At 46.9% G+C, this 21,598-nt stretch carries 21 protein-coding genes and 1 pseudogene; all 22 read right to left on the bottom strand.

Annotated features, from left to right (window positions below; all coding sequences use genetic code 11):
• Positions 1-168 (bottom strand): annotated as a pseudogene (locus AB4329_RS19590) (chemotaxis protein CheW); the annotation flags it as partial.
• Positions 155-937: a ParA family protein gene (locus tag AB4329_RS19585; protein ID WP_017071206.1), complete on the bottom strand. Its 783-nt coding sequence runs from the start codon at positions 935-937 to the stop codon at positions 155-157. The pseudogene AB4329_RS19590 and the gene AB4329_RS19585, both read right to left, overlap by 14 nt.
• Before the next feature lie 10 nt (positions 938-947).
• Positions 948-2,072, bottom strand: coding sequence for a chemotaxis response regulator protein-glutamate methylesterase (locus AB4329_RS19580; protein WP_017060664.1), 1,125 nt, complete (start codon positions 2,070-2,072; stop codon positions 948-950).
• A 13-nt stretch (positions 2,073-2,085) separates the two neighbouring features.
• Positions 2,086-4,278 (bottom strand): chemotaxis protein CheA, encoded by a 2,193-nt coding sequence (locus tag AB4329_RS19575; protein WP_372139075.1) that lies wholly within the window; start codon positions 4,276-4,278, stop codon positions 2,086-2,088.
• Positions 4,279-4,287: 9 nt separating this feature from the next.
• On the bottom strand, positions 4,288-5,019 hold the full coding sequence (locus AB4329_RS19570; protein ID WP_017064113.1) for a protein phosphatase CheZ: 732 nt from the start codon (positions 5,017-5,019) through the stop codon (positions 4,288-4,290).
• 105 nt (positions 5,020-5,124) lie between these two features.
• A complete protein-coding gene (gene cheY, locus AB4329_RS19565) occupies positions 5,125-5,493 on the bottom strand; it encodes a chemotaxis response regulator CheY (RefSeq protein WP_016767062.1) in 369 nt (122 codons plus the stop codon).
• A gap of 42 nt (positions 5,494-5,535) precedes the next feature.
• Positions 5,536-6,270 carry an RNA polymerase sigma factor FliA gene (locus AB4329_RS19560; RefSeq protein ID WP_017060667.1) on the bottom strand — a complete coding sequence of 245 codons (735 nt, stop codon included), beginning with the start codon at positions 6,268-6,270 and terminating at the stop codon, positions 5,536-5,538.
• Positions 6,263-7,150 carry a MinD/ParA family protein gene (locus AB4329_RS19555; RefSeq protein WP_017060668.1) on the bottom strand — a complete coding sequence of 296 codons (888 nt, stop codon included), beginning with the start codon at positions 7,148-7,150 and terminating at the stop codon, positions 6,263-6,265. The genes AB4329_RS19560 and AB4329_RS19555 overlap by 8 nt, the downstream gene beginning before the upstream one ends.
• 13 nt (positions 7,151-7,163) lie before the next feature.
• Positions 7,164-8,726, bottom strand: coding sequence for a flagellar biosynthesis protein FlhF (gene flhF / locus AB4329_RS19550; protein WP_102429084.1), 1,563 nt, complete (start codon positions 8,724-8,726; stop codon positions 7,164-7,166).
• A gap of 27 nt (positions 8,727-8,753) precedes the next feature.
• Positions 8,754-10,853, bottom strand: coding sequence for a flagellar biosynthesis protein FlhA (gene flhA, locus AB4329_RS19545; protein ID WP_136979579.1), 2,100 nt, complete (start codon positions 10,851-10,853; stop codon positions 8,754-8,756).
• Positions 10,854-11,063: 210 nt separating this feature from the next.
• Complete coding sequence (gene flhB / locus AB4329_RS19540) at positions 11,064-12,194, bottom strand: flagellar biosynthesis protein FlhB (RefSeq protein WP_017060671.1); 1,131 nt, start codon at positions 12,192-12,194, stop codon at positions 11,064-11,066.
• Between the two features lie 9 nt (positions 12,195-12,203).
• Entirely contained in the window at positions 12,204-12,986 is a 783-nt protein-coding gene (gene fliR, locus AB4329_RS19535) for a flagellar biosynthetic protein FliR (protein ID WP_017060672.1), read from the bottom strand.
• 6 nt (positions 12,987-12,992) lie between these two features.
• Positions 12,993-13,262 (bottom strand): flagellar biosynthesis protein FliQ, encoded by a 270-nt coding sequence (fliQ, locus tag AB4329_RS19530; RefSeq protein ID WP_029235191.1) that lies wholly within the window; start codon positions 13,260-13,262, stop codon positions 12,993-12,995.
• Between the two features lie 11 nt (positions 13,263-13,273).
• Positions 13,274-14,203, bottom strand: a complete 930-nt coding sequence (fliP, locus tag AB4329_RS19525) for a flagellar type III secretion system pore protein FliP (RefSeq protein ID WP_372139073.1) — start codon at positions 14,201-14,203, stop codon at positions 13,274-13,276.
• On the bottom strand, positions 14,190-14,630 hold the full coding sequence (gene fliO / locus AB4329_RS19520) for a flagellar biosynthetic protein FliO (protein WP_372139071.1): 441 nt from the start codon (positions 14,628-14,630) through the stop codon (positions 14,190-14,192). The genes fliP and fliO overlap by 14 nt, the downstream gene beginning before the upstream one ends.
• Positions 14,630-15,040 carry a flagellar motor switch protein FliN gene (fliN, locus tag AB4329_RS19515; RefSeq protein WP_004736208.1) on the bottom strand — a complete coding sequence of 137 codons (411 nt, stop codon included), beginning with the start codon at positions 15,038-15,040 and terminating at the stop codon, positions 14,630-14,632. Before fliN ends, fliO begins: the two co-directional genes overlap by 1 nt.
• Positions 15,041-15,069: 29 nt before the next feature.
• Positions 15,070-16,116, bottom strand: a complete 1,047-nt coding sequence (gene fliM, locus AB4329_RS19510) for a flagellar motor switch protein FliM (RefSeq protein WP_017060676.1) — start codon at positions 16,114-16,116, stop codon at positions 15,070-15,072.
• 7 nt (positions 16,117-16,123) lie between these two features.
• Positions 16,124-16,612, bottom strand: coding sequence for a flagellar basal body-associated protein FliL (fliL, locus tag AB4329_RS19505; RefSeq protein ID WP_017060677.1), 489 nt, complete (start codon positions 16,610-16,612; stop codon positions 16,124-16,126).
• 90 nt (positions 16,613-16,702) lie between these two features.
• A complete protein-coding gene (locus AB4329_RS19500) occupies positions 16,703-18,832 on the bottom strand; it encodes a flagellar hook-length control protein FliK (RefSeq protein WP_372139069.1) in 2,130 nt (709 codons plus the stop codon).
• Positions 18,833-19,014: 182 nt separating this feature from the next.
• A complete protein-coding gene (fliJ, locus tag AB4329_RS19495) occupies positions 19,015-19,452 on the bottom strand; it encodes a flagellar export protein FliJ (RefSeq protein WP_372073050.1) in 438 nt (145 codons plus the stop codon).
• A 19-nt stretch (positions 19,453-19,471) separates the two neighbouring features.
• The gene (gene fliI, locus AB4329_RS19490; protein ID WP_017060680.1) at positions 19,472-20,791 is read right to left on the bottom strand and encodes a flagellar protein export ATPase FliI; all 1,320 of its coding nucleotides are present in this window, start codon (positions 20,789-20,791) and stop codon (positions 19,472-19,474) included.
• On the bottom strand, positions 20,791-21,591 hold the full coding sequence (gene fliH / locus AB4329_RS19485) for a flagellar assembly protein FliH (protein ID WP_017060681.1): 801 nt from the start codon (positions 21,589-21,591) through the stop codon (positions 20,791-20,793). The genes fliI and fliH overlap by 1 nt, the downstream gene beginning before the upstream one ends.
• Positions 21,592-21,598: the final 7 nt, after the last annotated feature.

The following is a 21,598-nucleotide window of genomic DNA, read 5'->3' as shown; positions in this document are numbered from 1 at the left end:
TGGCTCTGGCTCTGGCTCTTCAGATTGTGATTCGTCGCTCGACTCGTCAACAAAAAAATCGTCAGATTCAAAGCTTTCATCACCTAACAGCGCAGTAAAATAATCATCCAGTGCTTGTTCACTGGAGAGACTTGGCTGCGCCAATGTTGATTCTTTATTCGCGCTCATTTATCGCCAACCTTTCGAGATAAATAAGCAACTGTTTATAAGCAAATACACCACGGCTACCCGATGCAAAATGAGAGGCTGGCAAGCGCTTTAGGCTCGCATCTCGAAACTTGGTATCAATCGGCACAGCAGACGTCCAAACTTGGTTTGGGTAATCATCTTTGAGCTGCGTTAATGTTTGCAGTGAGGCTTTGGTTCGCTTGTCGTACATCGTTGGGACAATCGTAACCTTAAACGGTGTTTTGCGAGACTTCTGCATGATGGTCAAAGTGCGAATCATGCGCTCTAAGCCCTTCATCGCCAAAAACTCAGTCTGTACCGGAATCAATATACGATCGCTAGCAGCCAATGCATTGACCATCATCACACCCAGAATTGGCGGGCAATCGATCAATACATAGTCATAGTCGTCTTTCAAAGCGGCTAAAGCACGCTTCAAGATCAACCCCATGCCGCTTCGATTTCCCATTACACGGTCTAATGTCGCCAAAGACATGTGCGCAGGGATAATATCGATACCTTCGACTTCTGTTTGTAAAAGCAAAGGTCTTACCGTCTGCACGTTAAACTCACGCAACTGGAACAGATCAAACAGGCTCGATTCCACCGTATCTGAATCGTAACCCAGATAGGTGGTCAGTGATGCATGTGGGTCAGTATCAACCAACAGAACACGGTGCCCCTTCAACGCAAGTAAACCTGCTAGAGTCACGGTCGTGGTCGTTTTACCAACACCACCTTTTTGGTTTGCAACACTCCAAACAATCATTTCGATTTACCTAAGCTAACCCAACTTCGACCAAGATCCTTTCCGCGATACGGTCTAGAGGGAGGTCTTCAGTAGAAATGCCAGCTTTTGCTACAGCTTGAGGCATACCATATACAACACAGCTATCTTCGTCTTGTGCCCAAATTGTCGAGCCCGCAGTTTTCAACATACGCGAACCTTCTCGACCATCTGCGCCCATACCAGTCAGGATCATAGACAACACTTTGTCGCCGTAGATCTTCGCTGCAGAGCCGAATGTGACATCCACACAAGGCTTGTAGTTCATGCGGTCGCCGCCATCGATAATTCTTAGACGTGCAGACCCTGCGCGGCCATCCACCATCATCTGTTTACCACCCGGAGCAAGATACGCCACGCCAGGTTTTAACACATCACCGTCTTGCGCTTCGCGAACTTCAATCTTACACAAGGTGTTCAATCGGCTCGCAAAAGCAGCAGTGAATGTTGCTGGCATATGCTGAACTAACACAATTGGGTGTGGATAGTTAGCAGGGATGCGAGTCAAAATCTTCTGTAGAGCAACAGGGCCGCCAGTCGACGTACCAATTGCTGTTAATTGATACTTCTTACCTGACGCTCTGAATTTCGCCGTTGATGCAACCGCAGGCTTCGCTGTCGAAGTCGAAGCTGCTGTTGAAATCGGTTGGCGCAATGGCGTAGATGTTGCAGTCGTCGCAGTCGCTCTCGGCGCAATAGGAGCACGGCGCATAAACGCACGCTTCGCTGCAATCTGAATCACACGCTGTTGAAGCAATGCAACTGCATCGTCGCGGTTACGTGCAATGTCTTCAAACTTCTTAGGAAGGAAGTCGAGAGCACCTGCATCTAACGCATCTAACGTTGCTCTCGCTCCATCATGCGTTAACGATGAAAACATCAAAATAGGCGTTGGAGACGCGGCCATGATTTCACGAACGGCAGTGATACCGTCCATGACAGGCATTTCAATATCCATCGTGATTACGTCAGGTCTTAGCTGTTTCGCTTTTTCAACGGCTTCTTTACCGTTTACTGCTACATCAATGACTTCTAGGCGAGCCTCTGAGTTGATGATCTCGCTAACGCGACGACGAAAGAAACTCGAATCATCAACGACTAATACTTTAATCGCCATATTTATCCTTAAATTAAATTCTTGACGCAGCTGCGTACTGCTTCAACAAGTCCGGCACATCTAGGATCAATGCAATGTGTCCGTCACTTGTAATTGTCGCACCTGCCATTCCTGGCGTGCCTTGCAGAAGCTTATCAAGCGGCTTGATCACGACTTCTTCTTGACCGATAAGCGTATCGACAACAAAACCAACACGTTGGCTACCAAGTTGTACGATAACAACATGGCCGTGCCCTTTACGCAGCTCAACAATACCCGCTTTAGGAGCAAGCCAGTTTTGCAAGTAGAACAACGGAATAGACTTATCGCGAACGATAATCGTCAGCTGGCCATCAACCACGTTTGTGCGGCTTAAATCTAGGTGGAAGATCTCGTTTACAGAAGCCAATGGCAATGCAAATGGATGACCGGCAACACCGACCATCAAGGTTGGTAGAATCGCTAGGGTTAGTGGAACCTTGATGGTGATCTTGGTGCCCTGTCCCATTTCTGAATCAATATCAATAGAGCCGTTCAGTGTGTTGATCGCTGTTTTCACAACGTCCATGCCCACACCACGACCAGAGATATCCGAGATCTGCTCTTTGCTTGAGAAGCCAGGAGCAAAAATCAGGTTGAAACACTCTTTATTTGATAAGCGAGACGCTGCATCTTCATCCATCAGGCCACGTTTAACCGCGATAGCACGAAGCTTATCAGGGTCCATACCGCCACCGTCATCAACGATAGCCAGTTCAATGTGGTCACCTTCTTGAGAGGCAGACAGAATCACTTTACCCGTTTGTGATTTACCCGCAGCAACACGGTCGTTTGGCATTTCAATACCATGATCGACAGAGTTTCTCACCAAGTGAATCAGGGGATCAGCAAGTGCTTCTACTAAGTTTTTATCAAGGTCCGTTTCTTCGCCACGCATTTCAAGAACGATGTCTTTCTTCAAGCTACGAGCAAGGTCACGGACAACTCGTGGGAAGCGACCAAATACTTTCTTGATCGGCTGCATACGAGTCTTCATTACCGCACCTTGAAGGTCTGCAGTAACAACATCTAAGTTAGAGACAGCTTTCGACATTTCTTCGTCGTTGCTGTTGAGGCCTAGGCTGACTAGTCGGTTACGCACCAATACCAGTTCACCCACCATGTTCATGATGGTGTCCAGTGTTGATGTATCAACACGAACTGTCGCTTCAGCTTGTTGCTTCTTAGCCGGCACTTTAACTTCAGCTTTTGCTGGAGCGCTCGGTTTTGGCTCAGCTTTAACGGCAACTGGCGCAGCAGGTTTAGGCGCAGCTTGAGGTGCTACTGCCTTAACTTCTGCTGGCTTAGTCGCGGCATCCAATTCTTCAATCGAAGGTCCATTACCTGAGCCATGTAGTTGGTCAAGTAACTTCTCGAACTCTTCGTCAGTCATCAGATCATCGCCTTCAGACATCGCCGAAACAGGTGCTGCTGGCGGCGTTGGCGGTGGAGGAGGCGTTGAACTTGCCGCTGTCGGGCTCTTACCCGCACCGTGCAGTTCATCTAATAACTTTTCAAATTCGTCATCAGTAATATCACCACTGTCAGCAACAGACTGAGGTGCAGCGGGTGCTGACGGCGGTGTTGGTGCAGAAGGCGCTGTTGGTAAACCACCTTTACCGTGAAGCTCATCAAGCAAGCGTTCAAACTCATCTTCAGAGATATCATCGACTGAAGATGCATTGATGTTTGAGCTTTCAGCAGTAGGTTCCGGAGCAATAACAGGCTCAGGCGCTGCAACAACAGGTTCAGGGATAATAGGTGCAGGCGCTTCTACTGGTGCCACTTCATCCGCAGACTCTGGTTTACAGAGACGGTGAAGTTCATCCAATAAAGATTGGTCGGCTGGCACTAAAGGTTCCTGATCTTGCACGGCGCGAAACTGTACATTGACTGTATCTAGCGCCTGCAGCATGGTATCCATCAAACCTGATGTTACGCTGCGTTGGCCGTTTCGCAGAATGTCGAACACATTCTCAGCACCATGACAAGTATCCACCAGCTCAGTTAATGCTAGGAAACCAGCACCACCTTTTACTGTATGGAAACCACGGAAAATAGCATTTAATAGGTCTTTGTCGTCAGGGTTATTCTCAAGCTCTACCAGTTGTTCTGATAGGAGTTCAAGGATCTCTCCTGCTTCGACTAAAAAGTCCTGAAGAATATCTTCGTCTAAATCGTAGCTCATACGTTACCTTTAAAATCCAAGACTGGATAACAAATCGTCGACTTCATCTTGAGATGCGACAGCGTCTTCGCGCTCTTCTGGGTTCATAATTGGACCTTCAGGCGCAATCGATGCTTTCTTCTCTGACTCTGGAGTTGGCTCTTTTTGATTCGCACCGAATACCGTGAGAATCTCGACCAAACGTCCTTCCACCTCATTCACCAAGGTAATAACTTTGCTGATTATCTGCCCAGTTAAATCTTGGAAATCCTGAGCCATCAAGATTTCAGTCAATTGTCCGCGTAGTTCAGTACTGTCGCCTTCTACTTGGACAAGCAATCCATCAATGCGGTGACATAAAGCTTTAAATTGTGCCAGCTCAATGCGGCCATGCATCAGTTCATTCCATTGAGGCCTTACTTGAAGTAAACACTCGTGTAGGTTGTCTGCGATTGGCATACAGCGATCGACAGCGTCCATCGTCTTATTTGCCGCAACTTCCGTTTTATCAATGACATACTGAAGGCGATCCCTTGCATCAGGGATTTCGTCATTTGCGATAACGCTGATGCGTTCATCGAAATTGAATTGAGTCAAAGAGTCGTGGAGGTCGCGTGTCAGACTTCCTATTTCTTGAAGCATTGGATTGTCTTGAAGACTAAAGTTATCTTCATAAATGCTTCTCACAAGAGAATCAGCATTTTGCTGCTCATCGTTCTCAAGCAGCTCTACTAATTTTTTTGCTTGTTCTAATGAAATCATCCTGAATTCGGCCTTACTCCGCATACTTTGTGCGCTTAGGCTATCGAGATAAACAGATAACTTATCAGTCAGTGTTTACCTAGAAGTGCCTAAATTTATTGATGCTTATAAGCGATCAAAAATCTTATCAAGTTTCTCTTTCAGCGTTGCAGCAGTGAAAGGCTTCACAATGTAACCATTAACACCCGCTTGCGCAGCTTCGATGATCTGCTCACGCTTCGCTTCAGCTGTGATCATAAGCACTGGAAGGTGCTTAAGTTCTGCGTCTGCGCGAATGTGTTTAAGCAGGTCAATCCCTTGCATGCCTGGCATGTTCCAGTCAGTTACCACGAAATCAAATTCGCCTTTTTTCAGCATAGGTAACGCGGTCAAGCCATCATCTGCTTCTTGAGTGTTGTTGAAACCTAAATCGCGAAGTAGGTTTTTAACAATTCGGCGCATCGTTGAAAAATCATCAACAATGAGAATTTTCATGTTTTTGTTCAAATTAGCCTCCACTGAATAGGATCAGTGTTGTTAGTCGTTCTGTGTCCAAGCACTTAACTTAGTGCGTAAACGCTGCATAGATTGGCTCAGTATTTGGCTGACACGAGATTCGCTGACACCTAACACTTCCCCAATCTCTTTTAAATTGAGTTCTTCGTCGTAATAAAGCGAAAGCACAAGGCCTTCCCTTTCCGGAAGTTGTTTTATCGAATCGATCAAAGCTTGGCGGAATGACTCATCAGCAACCCCTTGAAAAGGCGTATTATCTTGAGAGTCTTCATTCGGAGATATTACATCATCTGAGACGCCTAAATCTTCAATTCCAACCAGTCTTGAGCAATTAATGTCAGTTAAAGCACTGTGATACTGCTCTAAACTGAGCCCCATGTGTTTTGCCACTTCGGCATCACTCGGGTCGCGGTTGAGGATACCCTCTAATTCCGCAATTGCACTGCTGATTTCTCGATTGTTCTTATGAACCGATCTCGGCACCCAGTCCCCACGGCGAATGTCATCCAACATTGCCCCGCGAATCCGAATACCAGCATACGTCTCAAAGCTTGCGCCTTTGGTACCATCATAGTTTTGTTGCGCTTCAATCAAGCCGATCATGCCAGCTTGAATTAAGTCATCAACCAATACATTAGGCGGTAATCGCCCCAACAAGTGATGAGCGATACGTTTAACCAACACAGAGTACTTCTCAAAAAAAGCCTGTTGGCTATTGTGATTAGCGTGTTGGTCGTAAGTAAGCGCTTTATTCACCAAATGGTTCCTCTATAAATTCAGTACGATTCAGCAGCCTTTCAACAAAGAACTCCAAGTGTCCGCTCGGTGTTTTTGGTATTGGCCAGGTCAAGGCTTTGTTAGCCAAAGAGCTGATTGCCAATGCAGCTGGAGAGCGAGGAAACGCATCGACTACGATTTTCTGTCTCTTGACTGATTGACGTACTTTATCATCTAAAGGAATACATGCTACGAGTTCGAGGCTCACATTCAAGAAGCGCTCTGTGACCAAAGTCAACTTTGCAAATAATTCTCGGCCTTCGCGGTAGCTTCTGACCATATTTGCAACAACTTTGAATCGCTGAACTTGGTGTTCTCTGCTTAAAAGCTTAATCAAAGCATATGCATCCGTGATCGAGGTAGGTTCATCACATACCACGACAACCACGTCTTGCGCCGCTCTTGAGAAGCTGATCACCATGTCCGAAATACCGGCTGCGGTATCAACCAACAAGATATCCATCTCGTCTTCAAGCGAACCGAATGCGCGAATCAAACCAGCATGCTGTGCGTGTGAAAGTTCAGTCATGCTTTGAGTGCCCGATGTCGCTGGAATAATTTTAATTCCGTGCGGCCCTTCGACAATCGCATCCTTAAGTTCACATTCGCCAGCCAACACATGCCCAAGGTTTCGTTTAGAACGAATACCTAGCATGATATCGACGTTCGCTAGTCCTAAATCGGCATCTAGCACCATGACTTTTTTGCCTTGGCGCGCCATGCAAATAGCCATACCTAACGTCACATTAGATTTACCAACGCCTCCCTTACCACCGGTTACAGCGATAACTTTTGTGAGTGAAGGCTTGGTTAAGCGACGGAGGCCGCTAGCTTGGTCATGTATCATATTTTCATTCATATTTATCCGCCGCCTAGAGCCCTTCAGAATCGCTATTCCAGTAATGAGGTTCATTCTCTGTAGATTTTTCTAATAGCTCATTAGCCTTAGCAATCATGTACTTTGGCTGAGCTATAACGATATCTTCAGGAACTCGTTGACCATTTGCTATGTAAGCAACTGGTAATGCATTTTGTATTACGACACTGATGAATTCACCTAGACTTAGGGATTCATCCAGCTTAGTCATGATGCATCCCGACAACGGGATTCTTCTAAAGTGTTCAATTGTTTCTTGCAGCACTTTGCGTTGCGCGGTTGCAGGCAACACAAGGTAGCTATTGATAACGGAACCACTCTCTTGCATCAATGTGTCTAACTGCTCAGATAGGCGAACATCTCGTTGTCCCATGCCTGCAGTATCGACCAGAATCAGGCGACGATTACGTAACTGATATATTACATCGGCCAGTTCGCTAGAATCTTTAGCAACTCTTACAGGACAACCCATAATTCGGCCGTAGATCGATAACTGCTCATGTGCACCTATACGATATGTGTCAGTTGTCACTAGTGCGACGTTATCAGCGCCATATTCCATGGCAGCACGTGCAGCTAGCTTTGCAACAGTCGTTGTTTTACCCACGCCGGTTGGGCCAAGTAGAGCCACAATACCGCCGCGTTTTAAAATATCTTTTTGTGTAACGGAGATTTGGTCAGCAACCAGAGCTAACAGAGCCTTCCATGCACGTGCAGGTTTAGTATCTTCAGGAATGTAGCAAGCCATTTGATCGGCAAGCTCTGCAGATACACCCATACGTTCAAGGCGCTTAATAAGCATGGCTCTCAGTGGTTCACGGCGCTCAACTTCTTGCCACATCAACCCAGAAACTTGATGCTCTAACAGACGACGAATTGAGGTCATCTCTTCGCGCATCGTTTCCATTTCAGTATCAGAACCTTTGGATTGAGTATTCTCTCGACCACGATCATAACGAGTCGGATCCAAGCGAGGTGCCGGGCGCTCTACTCTGCGGTCTTCAGCAATCAACTTAGACAAACCCGTTTCACGAGCAAATGCTGAATCAAGATTGCCGTGAGACTGTTGGTTTCCGTGAGATTGCTGATGGCCATGAGACTGCAAATTGCTTTGAGTCTGATGACTATGAGGCTTATGACCCGTGCTTGATTGACGATTGAGCAATGCTGACAATGAATCTTCATTTCCAGCACGATGTTGTGGCTCATCATCGGCGCCATGACTGTATTGCTTTAGCATATTCGCAAAGCGCTTGGTCATTGAGCGTCCACCTTCAGCATTCGACTGCAGGCTAACCTTGTCATCGTCTAGTTGACGTCGCCCTGCAGGAGTTGCGGGCGCGGCCATTTGCGTATATTGGCTTTGGGCAGGCTGCTGAGGTTTATTTAGTCTCTGGCTCGCTGTCGACGGGCTGGATTCGCCATCAATAGCGGCAACAATTTCCACGCCACCTGCGACCTTTTTGTTAGACATGATCACCGCTTCTGAACCAAGTTCTTCTTTAACTTGGAGCAGAGCCGTTCGCATATCTTTTGCAAAAAATCGTTTAATTTTCAATTCGATTGTCCGTTCTAATTAGGCGGCTTAATTACCAACAGCTTGTACTATACGTATCTGCTTTTCGTCCGGTATTTCTTGGTAAGACAAGACTCGTAAGCTTGGGATCGTGTTCTTCACGAACTTAGCCAGAGTCGAACGCAACACGCCAGAGGTCAATAGTACCGCGGGCTCACCTTTCAGCTCTTGCTCTTGTGTAGCGTGGCTGAGGGAGGTCTGTAAACGTTCGGCTAAACCAGGTTCAATACCAGCAGATTCTCCGCCGGATGCCTGCATGGTTTGATGCAAGATTTGTTCCAGCTCAGGAATCAAAGTTATCACTGGCAATTCTGGTTCTATACCATTGATTTCTTGAACAATTAGTCGTTTCAATGAGATACGAACCGCCGCAGTAAGTATGTCAGGTTCTTGACTCTTACCTGAATACTCCGACAAAGTTTGGACTATGGTTCGAATATCACGAATTGGAATCGCTTCATTCAGCAGGTTCTGTAGCACTTTCACAACCACACCCAACTGCAATTGATCCGGTACAAAACCTTCAACCAGCTTAGGTGTTGAGCGGCTGAGCATCTCAAGTAAGTTCTGAACTTCTTCATGACCAATAAGCTGTGATGCGTTGTTGGTTAGCAGCTGGCTAAGGTGTGTCGCCAGTACTGTAGAAGAATCTACAACGGTATAACCTAGAGCTTGTGCGTGTTCACGCTGCTCTTCACGAATCCAAACCGCTTCAAGGCCAAAGGCAGGGTCAATCGTCGGCTCGCCATCGATCATGCCATAGACTTGGCCCGGGTTAATCGCGAGTTCCATGTCTGGCTTAATCTCAGCTTCACCCACAGCAACACCCATCAAGGTAATGCGGTAGCTGTTTGGTGTCAGTTCTAGGTTATCGCGAATGTGTACTGCTGGGATCAAGAAACCAAAGTCTTGAGACAGCTTTTTACGCACACCTTTAACGCGTTCAAGCAATTCACCACCTTGGTCTCTATCAACCAAAGGAATTAAACGGTAACCCACTTCTAAACCAATAATATCGACAGGTTGAACATCATCCCAAGAGAGCTCCTTCTGAGAGCCTACTTCTCCATTGGCTTCAACCGTGGCCGGAAGGTTAGGTTCTTCCGCCTTCTTCTTGTTCTTTTTATCGATGTAGTACGCCCCCGCGCCTGCAACGATGGCAAGGCTCAAGAACGAGAAATGTGGCATGCCAGGAACAATACCCATAATGCCAAGGATGGCGGCAGTGATCATAAGGGCTTTAGGGTTGTCGAACATTTGGAAGACAAGTTGCTCGCCCATATCTTCATCGGTGTTTTGACGCGTTACCATCATTGCAGCTGCGATCGACAATAATAGAGACGGAATTTGTGCTACCAGACCATCACCGATAGTCAGTAGTGTATAGATTTCGATTGCTTCGCCAAAACCAAGGTCAAACTGAGCCATACCAATGCTCAAGCCACCAATGATGTTGATGAATAAGATTAAGATACCAGCGATCGCATCGCCTTTAACAAACTTAGAAGCACCGTCCATCGAACCGTAGAAGTCAGCTTCTTTGGTTACTTCAAAACGTCTCAGACGCGCCTGGTCTTGGTCGATCAAACCTGCGTTCAAGTCGGCATCGATTGCCATCTGTTTACCCGGTAAGGCGTCTAACGTGAAACGCGCGCTTACTTCCGAGATACGACCCGCACCTTTGGTTACAACCATGAAGTTGATGATCATAAGAATCAAGAACACCACTAGACCTACCGCATAGTTACCACCGATAACCACGTTACCGAAGGCTTCAATCACATTACCGGCCGCGTCGCCACCTTCATGACCATGAAGCAATACCACACGTGTCGAAGCAACGTTCAAGGCCAATCGAAGTAGAGTCGCAATCAGCAGGACGGTTGGGAATGCAGCGAAGTCTAAAGGCCTGCGGGTATATACCGAGACCAGTAGCACAACCATAGACAGTGCAATGTTGAAGGTGAAGAACATATCCAACAAGAAAGCTGGAATGGGCAACACCACCATAGCAAGCGTTGCAAGTACCATAATAGGTGCACCAATCGCAGGCATGGCACGGTTAGGGATTTTAGGTAGCTTGTCCGCAAAAGGCAGGGAGAATTTCATAAATCTAGACAGTTTCGCTATGTTGTAGCTCTCTGAACAAGTGGATTAGGTCTTAGTCAGGGCTGTTTGCTATGGGCTTATAATGTTCAGGCTACTACAGCAAACACTGTACCAACATCTCACGTCAAATTATCGCCATCACCTCTATAAAAGGAAGATTAGCGAGCTCGCTATTATCAGGGTTCATCACGCAGAGCTCAAGCAATTGATCTAATGACGTAAATCAGGTGGGATCGGCATATTAGAATCTTGCAGTTTTGGTCGCTCACCACCTCGTTTTCGGTACTGTTTAAGCTGGAAAACATATGCAAGCACTTGTGCAACTGCCGTAAACAGACCGTCAGGAATTTGTTGTTCTAGCTCAGTGGTGTGATAAAGCGCCCTCGCCAATGGCGGCGCTGGAACTATATAGATGTCGTTTGCACGCGCAATCTCTCGGATCTTCATCGCCATGTGGTCGACACCTTTAGCAACCACAATTGGTGCTTTGTCTTGATTCTGCTTATAGCGCAGCGCCACTGAAAAGTGTTCCGGGTTGGTCACAATCACATCCGCTTGAGGAACGTCTGCCATCATGCGACGCTGAGCCGCTTCCCTTTGAAGCATACGAATTCGGCCTTTCACTTCCGGCTTACCTTCAGTGTCTTTGAATTCGTCTTTGACTTCTTGTTTGGTCATCTTCAATTGATCGGCGTGTTGCCAGATCTGGAACGGGATATCAATCGCCACCACAATAAGCAGCGAGCAACTGATCAACAGGATGAAATTGAGCAAGATATCCAAGGCATGAAAGATGTTCTGTGGGTACACATCCATACTCAGCTGCATTAAATCATGCTGAGAGGCTTGAATCAGATAAATCGCCATCCCCGATACGAGCGCTACTTTAAGAATAGACTTGAGCAGTTCAACCCAGCTTTGCAGGCCAAACATACGCTTGATGCCACTGAGTGGGTTGAGCTTAGACGCCTTAGGCATTGCTGCTTGCATTGAGAAGTTAATCCCACCGACACCCGCAGCGCCGATGACGGCAGCAACAAACAAGGTTATCAGTATCAAAAACAGCGGGAACAGCAGGTTCACCAGTGCACCACCAGCGATTTCTAGGAGTTTGTTAGTGTCAAAAATTTCGTCGCGACTCAAAGAGAACAGACGTTGCATGGCCTCGAACAAAGCCTTCGCCATCGATTCGCCAAACCACATTAATGCAATTGCACCGACAATAAGTACCGACGCTGACGCTAGCTCTTTTGACCTTGCAACCTGCCCTTTCTCTTTGGCCTGTTGCAAGCGTTTGGGCGTGGCGTCTTCTGTGCGTTCTTGACCGTCTGACTCTGCCATTTCAGTCTCCTAGCAATCTAACCGGATTAGACGACATATCTGTTGTTCGCCCTGCATCCAAAATAGCTCATAGTGACTATATAAGCCGCCAAGGATGTACCAACAAAGTAACAGACCCACGAGTAGCGCAAATGCAAAACCCAAAGAAAAGATGTTTAATTGAGGTGCCGCACGCGTCATTACACCAAAAGAAAGGTTAATCGTTAGCAGCGCAATAATCCCCGACAATGACATCGCTAATGCCGTTTTGAACATGATGCCGAGCCACAACGCGAGCTCTCGAAAATCCACAGAGGTTAGAGAGCCACTGCCAATCGGCAAGGTCTTAAAACTAAACACCACCAGCTGCAGCATTTTCAAGTGACCATCGGTCGCCAAAAAAAACATGGTCGCTAGCAGCATGAACAGCTGACCAAGTACCGGCGTATTTTGCCCGTTAGCCGGGTCGACCATTGATGCAAAACCCAAGCTCGATTGCATACCGAGGATCTGACCCAGCATAACAAAGGTTTGAATCATGAACTGGGTAACAAAACCCATGGCCACGCCAATCACAATTTGCTCGAAGACAGTCAGGAAGCCTTGAAAGGACAGAAGTTCAATCTCTTTGGGAACGGCCGGAATCGCAGGCATCACCGCAAAAGTGATCGCCAAGCCTAAATACAGACGAATACGCGGCGACACGAAGCGTGCCCCTGTTACCGTCATCACCATCAGCATCGCTGAGATGCGAGTGTATGGCCAAAAATAATTGGCTAACCACTCTAGTACAAGGCTCGTTGGGTATTCCATATCGGTTTAATACAGAACTTGCGGCAAGCGTTCGATGAGCTCAAAAAAGAACTCCATCATCATCTGGGTCATCCAGTGTGCGAATAGCATCAACGCCAACAAAGTTACGATCAAACGCGGCAGGAAACTCAGGGTTTGTTCGTTGATTGAGGTCGCAGCTTGGAAAACAGCCACAACCAAACCGATCAGCAGGCTAGGAATAATGATGGCGCAAACCATGATTAATACCATCCAAAGGGCATCTCGGAACAACTCTACGAATATTTCAGGATTCATTATTCCCCCAGCTACAAGGCAAAACTGCCGGCGAGTGTGGAGAGTATCAAGTTCCAGCCATCAACAAGAACAAACAGCATCAACTTAAACGGCAGCGATACAATCATCGGTGACAACATCATCATACCCATAGCCATCAATACCGATGCCACCACCAAGTCGATGATTAGGAAAGGCAAGAACAGCATAAATCCGATTTGGAAAGCCGTTTTTAATTCCGATGTGATAAATGCTGGAATCAGAACCGCCATCGAAACATCTTCAGGGTTAGTCACTTCCGCGCCAGAAATCTCAACAAAGGTTTCAAGATCTTTGATTCGAGTCTGCTTGAGCATGAAGGATTTAATCGGTTTTTGGGCAACATCAAATGCCTGTCGTGCCGATATCTGTTCATTAAGATAAGGCTGAACTGCTTGTTCGTTAACTTGATTAATCACTGGCGACATGATGAAGAAGGTCAAGAATATCGCGATACCAATAATGACTTGGTTAGACGGTGTTTGTTGTAGACCCATCGCCTGACGCAAGATAGACATCACAACCACAATACGAGTGAACGATGTCATCAAAATCACCATCGCCGGCAAGAAGCCAAGCATGGTCATTAACGCGAGAATTTGCAGGTTAATCGAGTAGTCTTCACCGCCATTGGCATTGGTTGTCATGGTAAAGGCAGGTATGCCGCCACCATTGCCAGTCAATCTGCCCGTGGTCATGGTTGTCGATTTGGCTTGGTCTTGTTCCATCGTGCTGATAGTGACCGATTCCGAGCCAGCGGTATTCGCAGGAATGACGGTGCCGTCTTCAGCTTGTGCAAATACCGACACACTGAATACGATTGAGCATAGGAGAATAAGCTGAACCAACCACACTTTCACCGCTCGGAAAGCTCCGGCTTGGTGAAAGTAAGAGGAGTTCAAAAGTCCGTTACTTGTTTGCATCTTTTTTTATTAGCTGGGAAAGCTGACTTGAAAATGTACTTTTTTCCAGCATCTCCTGAGTAAGAGGTTTATCGAGCTTAGAGATCAGCTGAATCGATTGTGTGGTAATCCCTACCAAGAACTGTTCATCACCCGCTTGCACAATAGCGATACGCTCTTTAGTACCAACAGGGATTTGCCTAACAATCGCCAAACCTTGTTGATTCGACATCGCAGGTACTTGCATTCGCTTGAGTAGCCAAGCAATAAATAAAATGAAGGCTATAACGAAAATTAGCGACCCAAAGGTGGTCGCTAAATCGAGAGAAGGCGGTGTTGCTGCAAAGGCAATGGAAGGAGCCGTTAATAGCCCTACTCCCAAGATTCCTCGGAACAAACCTGTCATTCCGAGAAAAGAGCCCGCAAGTCTTTGAGACAAAAAGCTCATTAACGCAGCTTCTTAATTCGTTCTGTCTGGCTAATAACGTCAGTCAAACGAATACCAAACTTGTCGTTTACTACAACCACTTCACCGTGAGCAATCAGAGTTCCGTTGACCATCACGTCTAGTGACTCACCAGCGATTCGATCTAGCTCAACAACCGAACCTTGGTTCAACTGAAGTAAATTACGGATACTGATCTGAGAGCGGCCAACTTCCATCGAAATAGTCACGGGGATATCCATAATGGTATCCAGCTTACGACGCTCATCTTCAGAAATCGGAGATGATGAATCGGTTAGCTCATCAAGTGGTGCCGCAAGCACATCATCAACATCAATTGACGGCGCTAAAGGATCTTCACCAAGTGCTGCAGCCCATTCGTCTGCTAGCTTTTGATCTTCACTAGGTTCCATTACCAATTCCTATACTTTTATCTATTTTACTATTCGTCGTCATCATCACTGTTTTCGAGCTCAGACAATAAGTCTTTACCTAGAAAAGCGAGATCAGTTTTAACCACATGTGGTCTTTGAATTTTTTCCGAAATCTGTACTGCAAGCTTCTCACCAGAACGGCCCATTTTCACACGATAAGTCGGCAGTTCTTCGACAAACATGGTTGCGTGCTCAGGCATGTTCATTGGGATAACATCACCAGGGCGCAGCTCCATCAGATCACGAAGGGAAATATCTTGCTCTAGCAAATTCACGCGGAAATTGACGGGCACATCCATGATCTCATCACGCAGTGCGGTACTCCAACGAACATCGGTTTCCATCTTGTCTGATTGAACACCCGCATCAAGCAGTTCACGGATCGGCTCAACCATGGAGTAAGGCATGACAACGTGGAAGTCACCACCACCGCCATCCACTTCAATGTGGAACGAACTCACAACAATCACTTCGGTTGGGCTCACAATGTTCGCCATACTTGGGTTCACTTCGGAATCCAAGTATTCAAACTCAACCCCCATCACTGGCGACCAAGCTTCTTTGTAATCTTCAAAAACAATTTTCAGCAGTAACTGAATGATTCGTCTTTCAGTAGGCGTGAATTCACGACCTTCAATCTTGGCGTGGAAACGACCATCACCGCCAAAAAAGTTCTCTACGAGAATGAAAACCAGACGAGCTTCCATGGTGATGAGTGCCGTACCTTTCAATGGACGGAAACGAACCATGTTTAAACTGGTGGGTACATACAATGTGTTTTGGTACTCACCAAACTTCATCATCTGTACGCCGTTGATCGACACTTCAGCCGTTTTACGTAACATATTAAACAAGCTGATACGCATATGACGTGCGAAGCGCTCGTTAATAAGTTCAAGGGTCGGCATTCGACCACGGACGATTCGATCTTGAGATGAGAAGTCGAAATTGACTGCATTGTCATTTTCGGTTTCTAAGACATCTTCAACTTCTTCAACATCATCAACGCCATGTAACAGCGCATCAATTTCGTCTTGGCTTAATAAATCGGTCACAAATTACCTATTGAATTACGAAGTCAGTGAATAACACTTTTTCAATCACAGGCTGGCCAACAGCTTGAGCCAGGCTTGCTTTAATATCTTCTGTTGCCTTATTACGCAGTTCCACGCGGCCTGTTGGTGAGCGCAATTGATCAACCGTTGCCGAAGCGAACGTGGCCAGTAGCGTACTTTCTACAAGTGGAGAGTGGTAACGAGCCAGATCTTCATTCTTACTGCCACGTACCATGAGCTGTGCTTTTATCTGAACTAGGCGATCTTTTTTGTCACCTGTCACATTAAACAAGAAGGGCTGAGGAATATTAACATACATAACCGGCTCTGCAGCGACCACAGCCGTTGCTGGCTGAGACTGAGATTCAGAGGCGCTATCGTCAGAACCTAAGAAAAAGTACAGCGCACCACCTATACCAAGCAGTAACACAACTACGGCAATAATAATTATAAGGAGCTTGCTCTTCCCTTTAGGTGCATCTTGTTCTTCGGCCATATCTTACTCTAACTTCCTGTTCTTGCGATTAACTGATGGTTCTTTTTATTAACTGGTTTTTTCTATTAACCAAGCGTTCTTAGCCTGATATTAGGCATAATAACTAATTCCATCACGCTTTGATGCGACATTCAATTCAAGATTGCTGCCACTATCAAGGTTTTCATCACCTTGCGTATCATTTGTGCGGTTAGCGCCGGATTGTTGCTCACCATTGTTGTATCTATCTTGTCCCTGACCGGAGTTCTGTTGTTGAACAGACGAATCGGCAAGCTGCAGACCTTGCTGAGCAAGCATCTCTCTCAAGCGAGGTAAGGTTTGTTCAATCACATCTCTCGCTTGCTGATTACTCACCGTAAAGTGCACGTTTGCCACGTCATTATTCATGGTCATGCGGATTTTCATTTGGCCCAATTCTGGTGGGTCGAGACGAATGTCCAAGTTCTTAAGGTTCTTAGACATCATCATTTGTACTTTTTCAGCCACTTGCTCATTGGCTAGCTCTTTGGTGAGCTGTAAGGGCGCTTGTTGAGCAGCTTGAATTTCAGCTCGCGTAGGTGCTGAACCCACCGTTGCCGTACCTTGTGCACCAGCCGCAGAAGCGATCTGCTGAGCAAAGGTCGAATCTTTAGAATCTTCTTTAGCACCCGCTTTACCCAAACCAGACAGTGCTGCTGCACCGGCGCCCGCTTTAAGAAGCGTATCAGTCGAGCCTGCTTTTGTGGCAGCTGGCGTTGCATTCATCGCCACTCCTTGCGCGGTTAAAGCTGGATCCAACGTTGCTTGCTGCTGAGGTGAAGCCACATTAGCTTGTTGAGCTGCGGCCTGTTGGGCTGCATGTGCATTATTGGCGTGCAGCATTGCCGCCTTGTCCGTAAGAGCATTGTTTGCTGATTGAGAAGCGGCCTGCGCTGACACTTGTTGTGTAGCCGTCGCTACAGCTGCTGTTGATGCTGCCGCAGCTAAGGCTTTAGTTTCGCTTGAATCCGTATTATCCCAATCGATAGCAGTGGGTTCACCAGACGCACTGTTCGCAGCCGGAGCTTGACTTAGCAAAGCTGTTACTTGTTGTTGAACGTTAGCGAGCTGTTGATTCAACAGGTCTAGGTTAGAGGTCGCTTTAGCCAAAGCGGCTTGCTCATCAACCGTCAACTTAGCGCCACTTTGTTGCTTATCAAGCAAGCTATCGACAACAGACTGCTCTGATTCGATTTGTCCATTCAATTGGTTTAGCGCTTTGGTATGGGCATCTACTTGCTTTGCCAGTTCAATATCCACGGCTGACAATGCTTGGCTCTGCTCGGCAGCAACCGCACTAGCTGCATTCTTTTGGCTCAGCTCTCGGCTCATACTGGCTTCAATTTGTTCTGGAGTGACGCCTTTATCCATCAACTGTCGAATTTCAGTATCAGTTAGCTGAGAAACACCCTTACCTCCGGTAAGTACAGCGATTTCAGAATCGACTTCAAGGCTCTTCTCCTGATTTGCAGCCTTAGCTTGTTGTGTCGCCTTATCCGTAACGGAAACTCCTGCAACAGAAGCACCGGTGATATTACCTTGGGCTTGTTCTACCTGACCTTGCTGAGGCAAGCCTTTGCCGTTTGGCGCTTGATTTAGGGTTTTGTTTGCCTCATCCAATTGACCAAGCAATTTATTGCCTTCGCTCATCGCTGCATTGGCTTGCGATGCCTGCGTAGCACCATCTACCGCTGATGGACCCTGAGTTTGGGATTGAGCAATATGTTCTTTAGATTCGTTAGTCGTATCCTGCGCATCTTTACCATCTGCCTTATCTGCAACAGTCTTATCAGCGACAGTGCTATCAGTGCCCGAATTGGCTTTGAGCTGAGCCTCAGATCCAGACGCAGCCTCTGCTGATGTTTTATCAGCAGCTTTCTCGCCTTCTACTTCTGAAGCTGCTTGCTTGCTTTGCGCTTCGCTCACTTCGTCAGTAGCCTTTGATTCAGCGGAATCACCTTTGTTCGCTTCGGCTGACGCTTCACCTTCGGTAGATGTCTGTTTAGTATCAGGTTTCGCAGTGCTTTCTGTGTCTTTTGCTGCGACTTTACTGTCACTTTCTTCAAAGCCGAGCGCTTCTTTAAAGGACTCAAAGAAACCTTTAGAGTCGCCGGTTTCTTCTACCTTGGAAGAGGCAGAACCGGTGTCCAACAACGATGACATTTTGTTGGTCGCTGAATTTGAGGAAAGACTAACATTCATATATACAAGCTCTATCTACTAGCTTTGCTGCCATGAATCAGGCAACAAAAAGAAAGTCGGATGCTTTTCATGCCTTTGGTGGGCATAACGCGCAATTTTATATAAAACGGAGCAAGAAACATGCCTATAAGTTCGGTTTTCACAATATAGAGAACAGCACTGACGTCATTCGTGGCTTAGGATCACATCTTCTTTCGGCTGTATAACAGAGTCGAAAACTCATCCATTTGCTTTTGTTCTCTTCGATCTTGCAGCTTTGCTTTCTCTTTCTGCTTTTTCTCCATCAACCACTCGTAGGATTTACGTTTTTTGCGTAACTCCATCCAGTAGCTTTGGCAGTTGTCGACTTGATTTTTAAAGTGGTGCTCGGCTTCTCTCTGTTTGGATAATGTTTCATCCAACTGAGTTAAGAAGCGGTTCAAGTGACCATATTGGCTCGCCGTTAAGCCTGCCTTGCCGCGGTCAACGAGCTGCTGACAGTAATCCAGTCGATACTTTTCAATCTGCGTAACCTGCTCATAGTAGCCTTGCAGCTCAGAGTTCGCTTTGTTGAGCGCAAGTACCGCTTGGTTCTCTTGATCTTTGGCTTGATCGAGCAAAAATTCTAATGCGTTATCCATGACTAACCTTATTCACCCGTTAGCCACCCAATACATGTTTCAACATGTTGACGCACATGTCGTATGGGACGGTCTCTTTCATCTTCTGCTGCAAGTACTCATCCAGTTTTGGTTTCAACGTGAAGGCACTATCGATTGCTGGATCCGTTCCTGGCTTGTAAGCACCAATCGACACCAAATCTTGGTTTTTACGGCAGATAGACAGCACTTGCCTTACCGCTTTCGACATCAAGACATGTTCTTCAGTGGTGATTTGCGGCATAACACGACTGACGGATTTCTCAACGTCAATCGCTGGGTAGTGACCGGCATCGGCCATCTCACGAGATAACACAACGTGACCATCGAGAATTGCTCGCGACGCATCCGCAATCGGATCTTGTAAGTCATCGCCTTCGGTTAACACGGTAAAGAAAGCCGTGATAGAACCTTGTTCATCATTGCCGTTACCTGCTCGTTCCACCAGCGCAGGAAGCTTAGCGAAGACTGATGGCGGATAGCCCTTGGTTGCTGGCGGCTCACCCACAGACAGAGCAATTTCACGCTGAGCTTGAGCAAAACGGGTCAATGAATCCATGAGTAGCAGAACATCTAAGCCTTGGTCGCGGAAGTACTCGGCGACAGCCAACGCGGTTTGACAGCCTTTTAAGCGCATCAATGGTGATGAGTCGGCAGGAGCGGCAACAACAACCGAACGCTTACGGCCATCTTCACCAAGAATCTCTTCAATAAATTCTTTAACTTCTCGTCCACGCTCACCGATTAGGCCTACGACCACTACTTGCGCAGTTGTGCCTCGAGTCATCATGCCCAGAGTTACGGATTTACCGACACCAGAGCCAGCAAACAGACCGATACGTTGCCCTTTACCCACGGTTAGCAAACCATTAATGGCTTTCAAGCCGACATCGAGTGGTTCAGAAATCGGTTTACGAGCTAACGGGTTGATTGGCTCCGCATTAAATGAAGCGCGTTGCTCTGTATAGATTGGACCTAAACCGTCGAGTGGATTACCTACGCCGTCGATCACTCGACCGAGCAGTTCCATTCCAACAGGGATACCACTTTCGGTAGTCATTGGCGTGACGCGAGCGCCAGGTAAGATCCCGGTGATTTGCTCACTCGGCATCAAAAATAGGTTATCGCCAGAGAAACCGACGACTTCGGCTTCCATCTGACCAGACATGGTTTCGACTAAACACAAACTGCCGATTGGCGCTTTACAGCCGGTCGCTTCAAGCGTTAAGCCAACAACGCGTACTAATTTACCAGAGGCAATTGGTCGCGATTTTAGCCCCTCGACTTTGTACTGACTGAGACGATTCGCTAACTCAAGCATTACTCATGACCTTGGTGACGATTTGCGCCGCAGAAATTTTGAATAACGTTCTTTACACGATCTTCCATGCGGTAGTTAACGCTCGACTCACCCGCTTCAATTTGTACATCACCACGGTTGAGTGCTGGCTCTGCGACCAGCGTCCAATTACGGCAGTCCAATTCAGTCTCGCCATACGCAGAGCGAATGATCGCCACATCTTCCGGATTGAGTTTCAATGTGATTGCGTGACCAGAAATCGGCAACGACTCTACCGATTCTTTAACGGTATCTAATATGATTTGTGGGTTGGTTTGCACTTCAACATGAACCACTTCTTTGACCATGGTAAGCACCATGTCGACCAATTGCTTCTCCACCTGAGCGTTCATCAACTCTAATGGTTGAGCGAACTGGTTTGCCAGCCCCATGAAGACGGCCACCTGCTGTTGAATGTACTCTTGACCCGCGGTTACGCCTTCAAGCTTGCCGGCTTCGTTGCCTTCTTCGTGACCGGCAGCAAAACCTTCTTCTTTGCCTTTTTCATAGCCTTGCTTAAAGCCCGCCTCTTGGCCTTGATGCAGCCCTTCCTGATAAGCGCCTTGTTTAATCAGCTCGATTTGCTCTTCAGTCAGAACCAGCTCTTCATCTTCAATGGCTTCTTCAACCGTTGGCATCCAACTAGGGTCGTAGTTAAAAGCGGTTTCTTTGGCTTGTTTGCTCACGTCAGAGGTGTAGTCAGGCAGCCCCCATTTCTGAGGTTGGGCAACCGTATTATCTTCTTCAGGGCGAAGGAAGCCGCGTTTTCTATCACCTGACATATCAGTA

This window comes from Vibrio sp. 10N.261.54.A5 (assembly GCF_041471145.1).
GTDB lineage: Bacteria > Pseudomonadota > Gammaproteobacteria > Enterobacterales > Vibrionaceae > Vibrio > Vibrio crassostreae_C.
This window is presented reverse-complemented; position numbering and strand designations above follow the sequence as displayed.

Excerpts from the sequence above, each read along its gene's own strand:
- AB4329_RS19585 (WP_017071206.1), bottom strand. The coding sequence starts at position 937 with ATGATTGTTTGGAGTGTTGCAAACCAAAAAGGTGGTGTTGGTAAAACG.
- AB4329_RS19580 (WP_017060664.1), bottom strand. The coding sequence starts at position 2,072 with ATGGCGATTAAAGTATTAGTCGTTGATGATTCGAGTTTCTTTCGTCGT.
- AB4329_RS19575 (WP_372139075.1), bottom strand. The coding sequence starts at position 4,278 with ATGAGCTACGATTTAGACGAAGATATTCTTCAGGACTTTTTAGTCGAA.
- AB4329_RS19570 (WP_017064113.1), bottom strand. The coding sequence starts at position 5,019 with ATGATTTCATTAGAACAAGCAAAAAAATTAGTAGAGCTGCTTGAGAAC.
- cheY (WP_016767062.1), bottom strand. The coding sequence starts at position 5,493 with ATGAAAATTCTCATTGTTGATGATTTTTCAACGATGCGCCGAATTGTT.
- AB4329_RS19555 (WP_017060668.1), bottom strand. The coding sequence starts at position 7,150 with ATGAATGAAAATATGATACATGACCAAGCTAGCGGCCTCCGTCGCTTA.
- flhA (WP_136979579.1), bottom strand. The coding sequence starts at position 10,853 with ATGAAATTCTCCCTGCCTTTTGCGGACAAGCTACCTAAAATCCCTAAC.
- flhB (WP_017060671.1), bottom strand. The coding sequence starts at position 12,194 with ATGGCAGAGTCAGACGGTCAAGAACGCACAGAAGACGCCACGCCCAAA.
- fliR (WP_017060672.1), bottom strand. The coding sequence starts at position 12,986 with ATGGAATACCCAACGAGCCTTGTACTAGAGTGGTTAGCCAATTATTTT.
- fliQ (WP_029235191.1), bottom strand. The coding sequence starts at position 13,262 with ATGAATCCTGAAATATTCGTAGAGTTGTTCCGAGATGCCCTTTGGATG.
- fliP (WP_372139073.1), bottom strand. The coding sequence starts at position 14,203 with ATGCAAACAAGTAACGGACTTTTGAACTCCTCTTACTTTCACCAAGCC.
- fliO (WP_372139071.1), bottom strand. The coding sequence starts at position 14,630 with ATGAGCTTTTTGTCTCAAAGACTTGCGGGCTCTTTTCTCGGAATGACA.
- fliN (WP_004736208.1), bottom strand. The coding sequence starts at position 15,040 with ATGGAACCTAGTGAAGATCAAAAGCTAGCAGACGAATGGGCTGCAGCA.
- fliL (WP_017060677.1), bottom strand. The coding sequence starts at position 16,612 with ATGGCCGAAGAACAAGATGCACCTAAAGGGAAGAGCAAGCTCCTTATA.
- AB4329_RS19500 (WP_372139069.1), bottom strand. The coding sequence starts at position 18,832 with ATGAATGTTAGTCTTTCCTCAAATTCAGCGACCAACAAAATGTCATCG.
- fliJ (WP_372073050.1), bottom strand. The coding sequence starts at position 19,452 with ATGGATAACGCATTAGAATTTTTGCTCGATCAAGCCAAAGATCAAGAG.
- fliI (WP_017060680.1), bottom strand. The coding sequence starts at position 20,791 with ATGCTTGAGTTAGCGAATCGTCTCAGTCAGTACAAAGTCGAGGGGCTA.
- fliH (WP_017060681.1), bottom strand. The coding sequence starts at position 21,591 with ATGTCAGGTGATAGAAAACGCGGCTTCCTTCGCCCTGAAGAAGATAAT.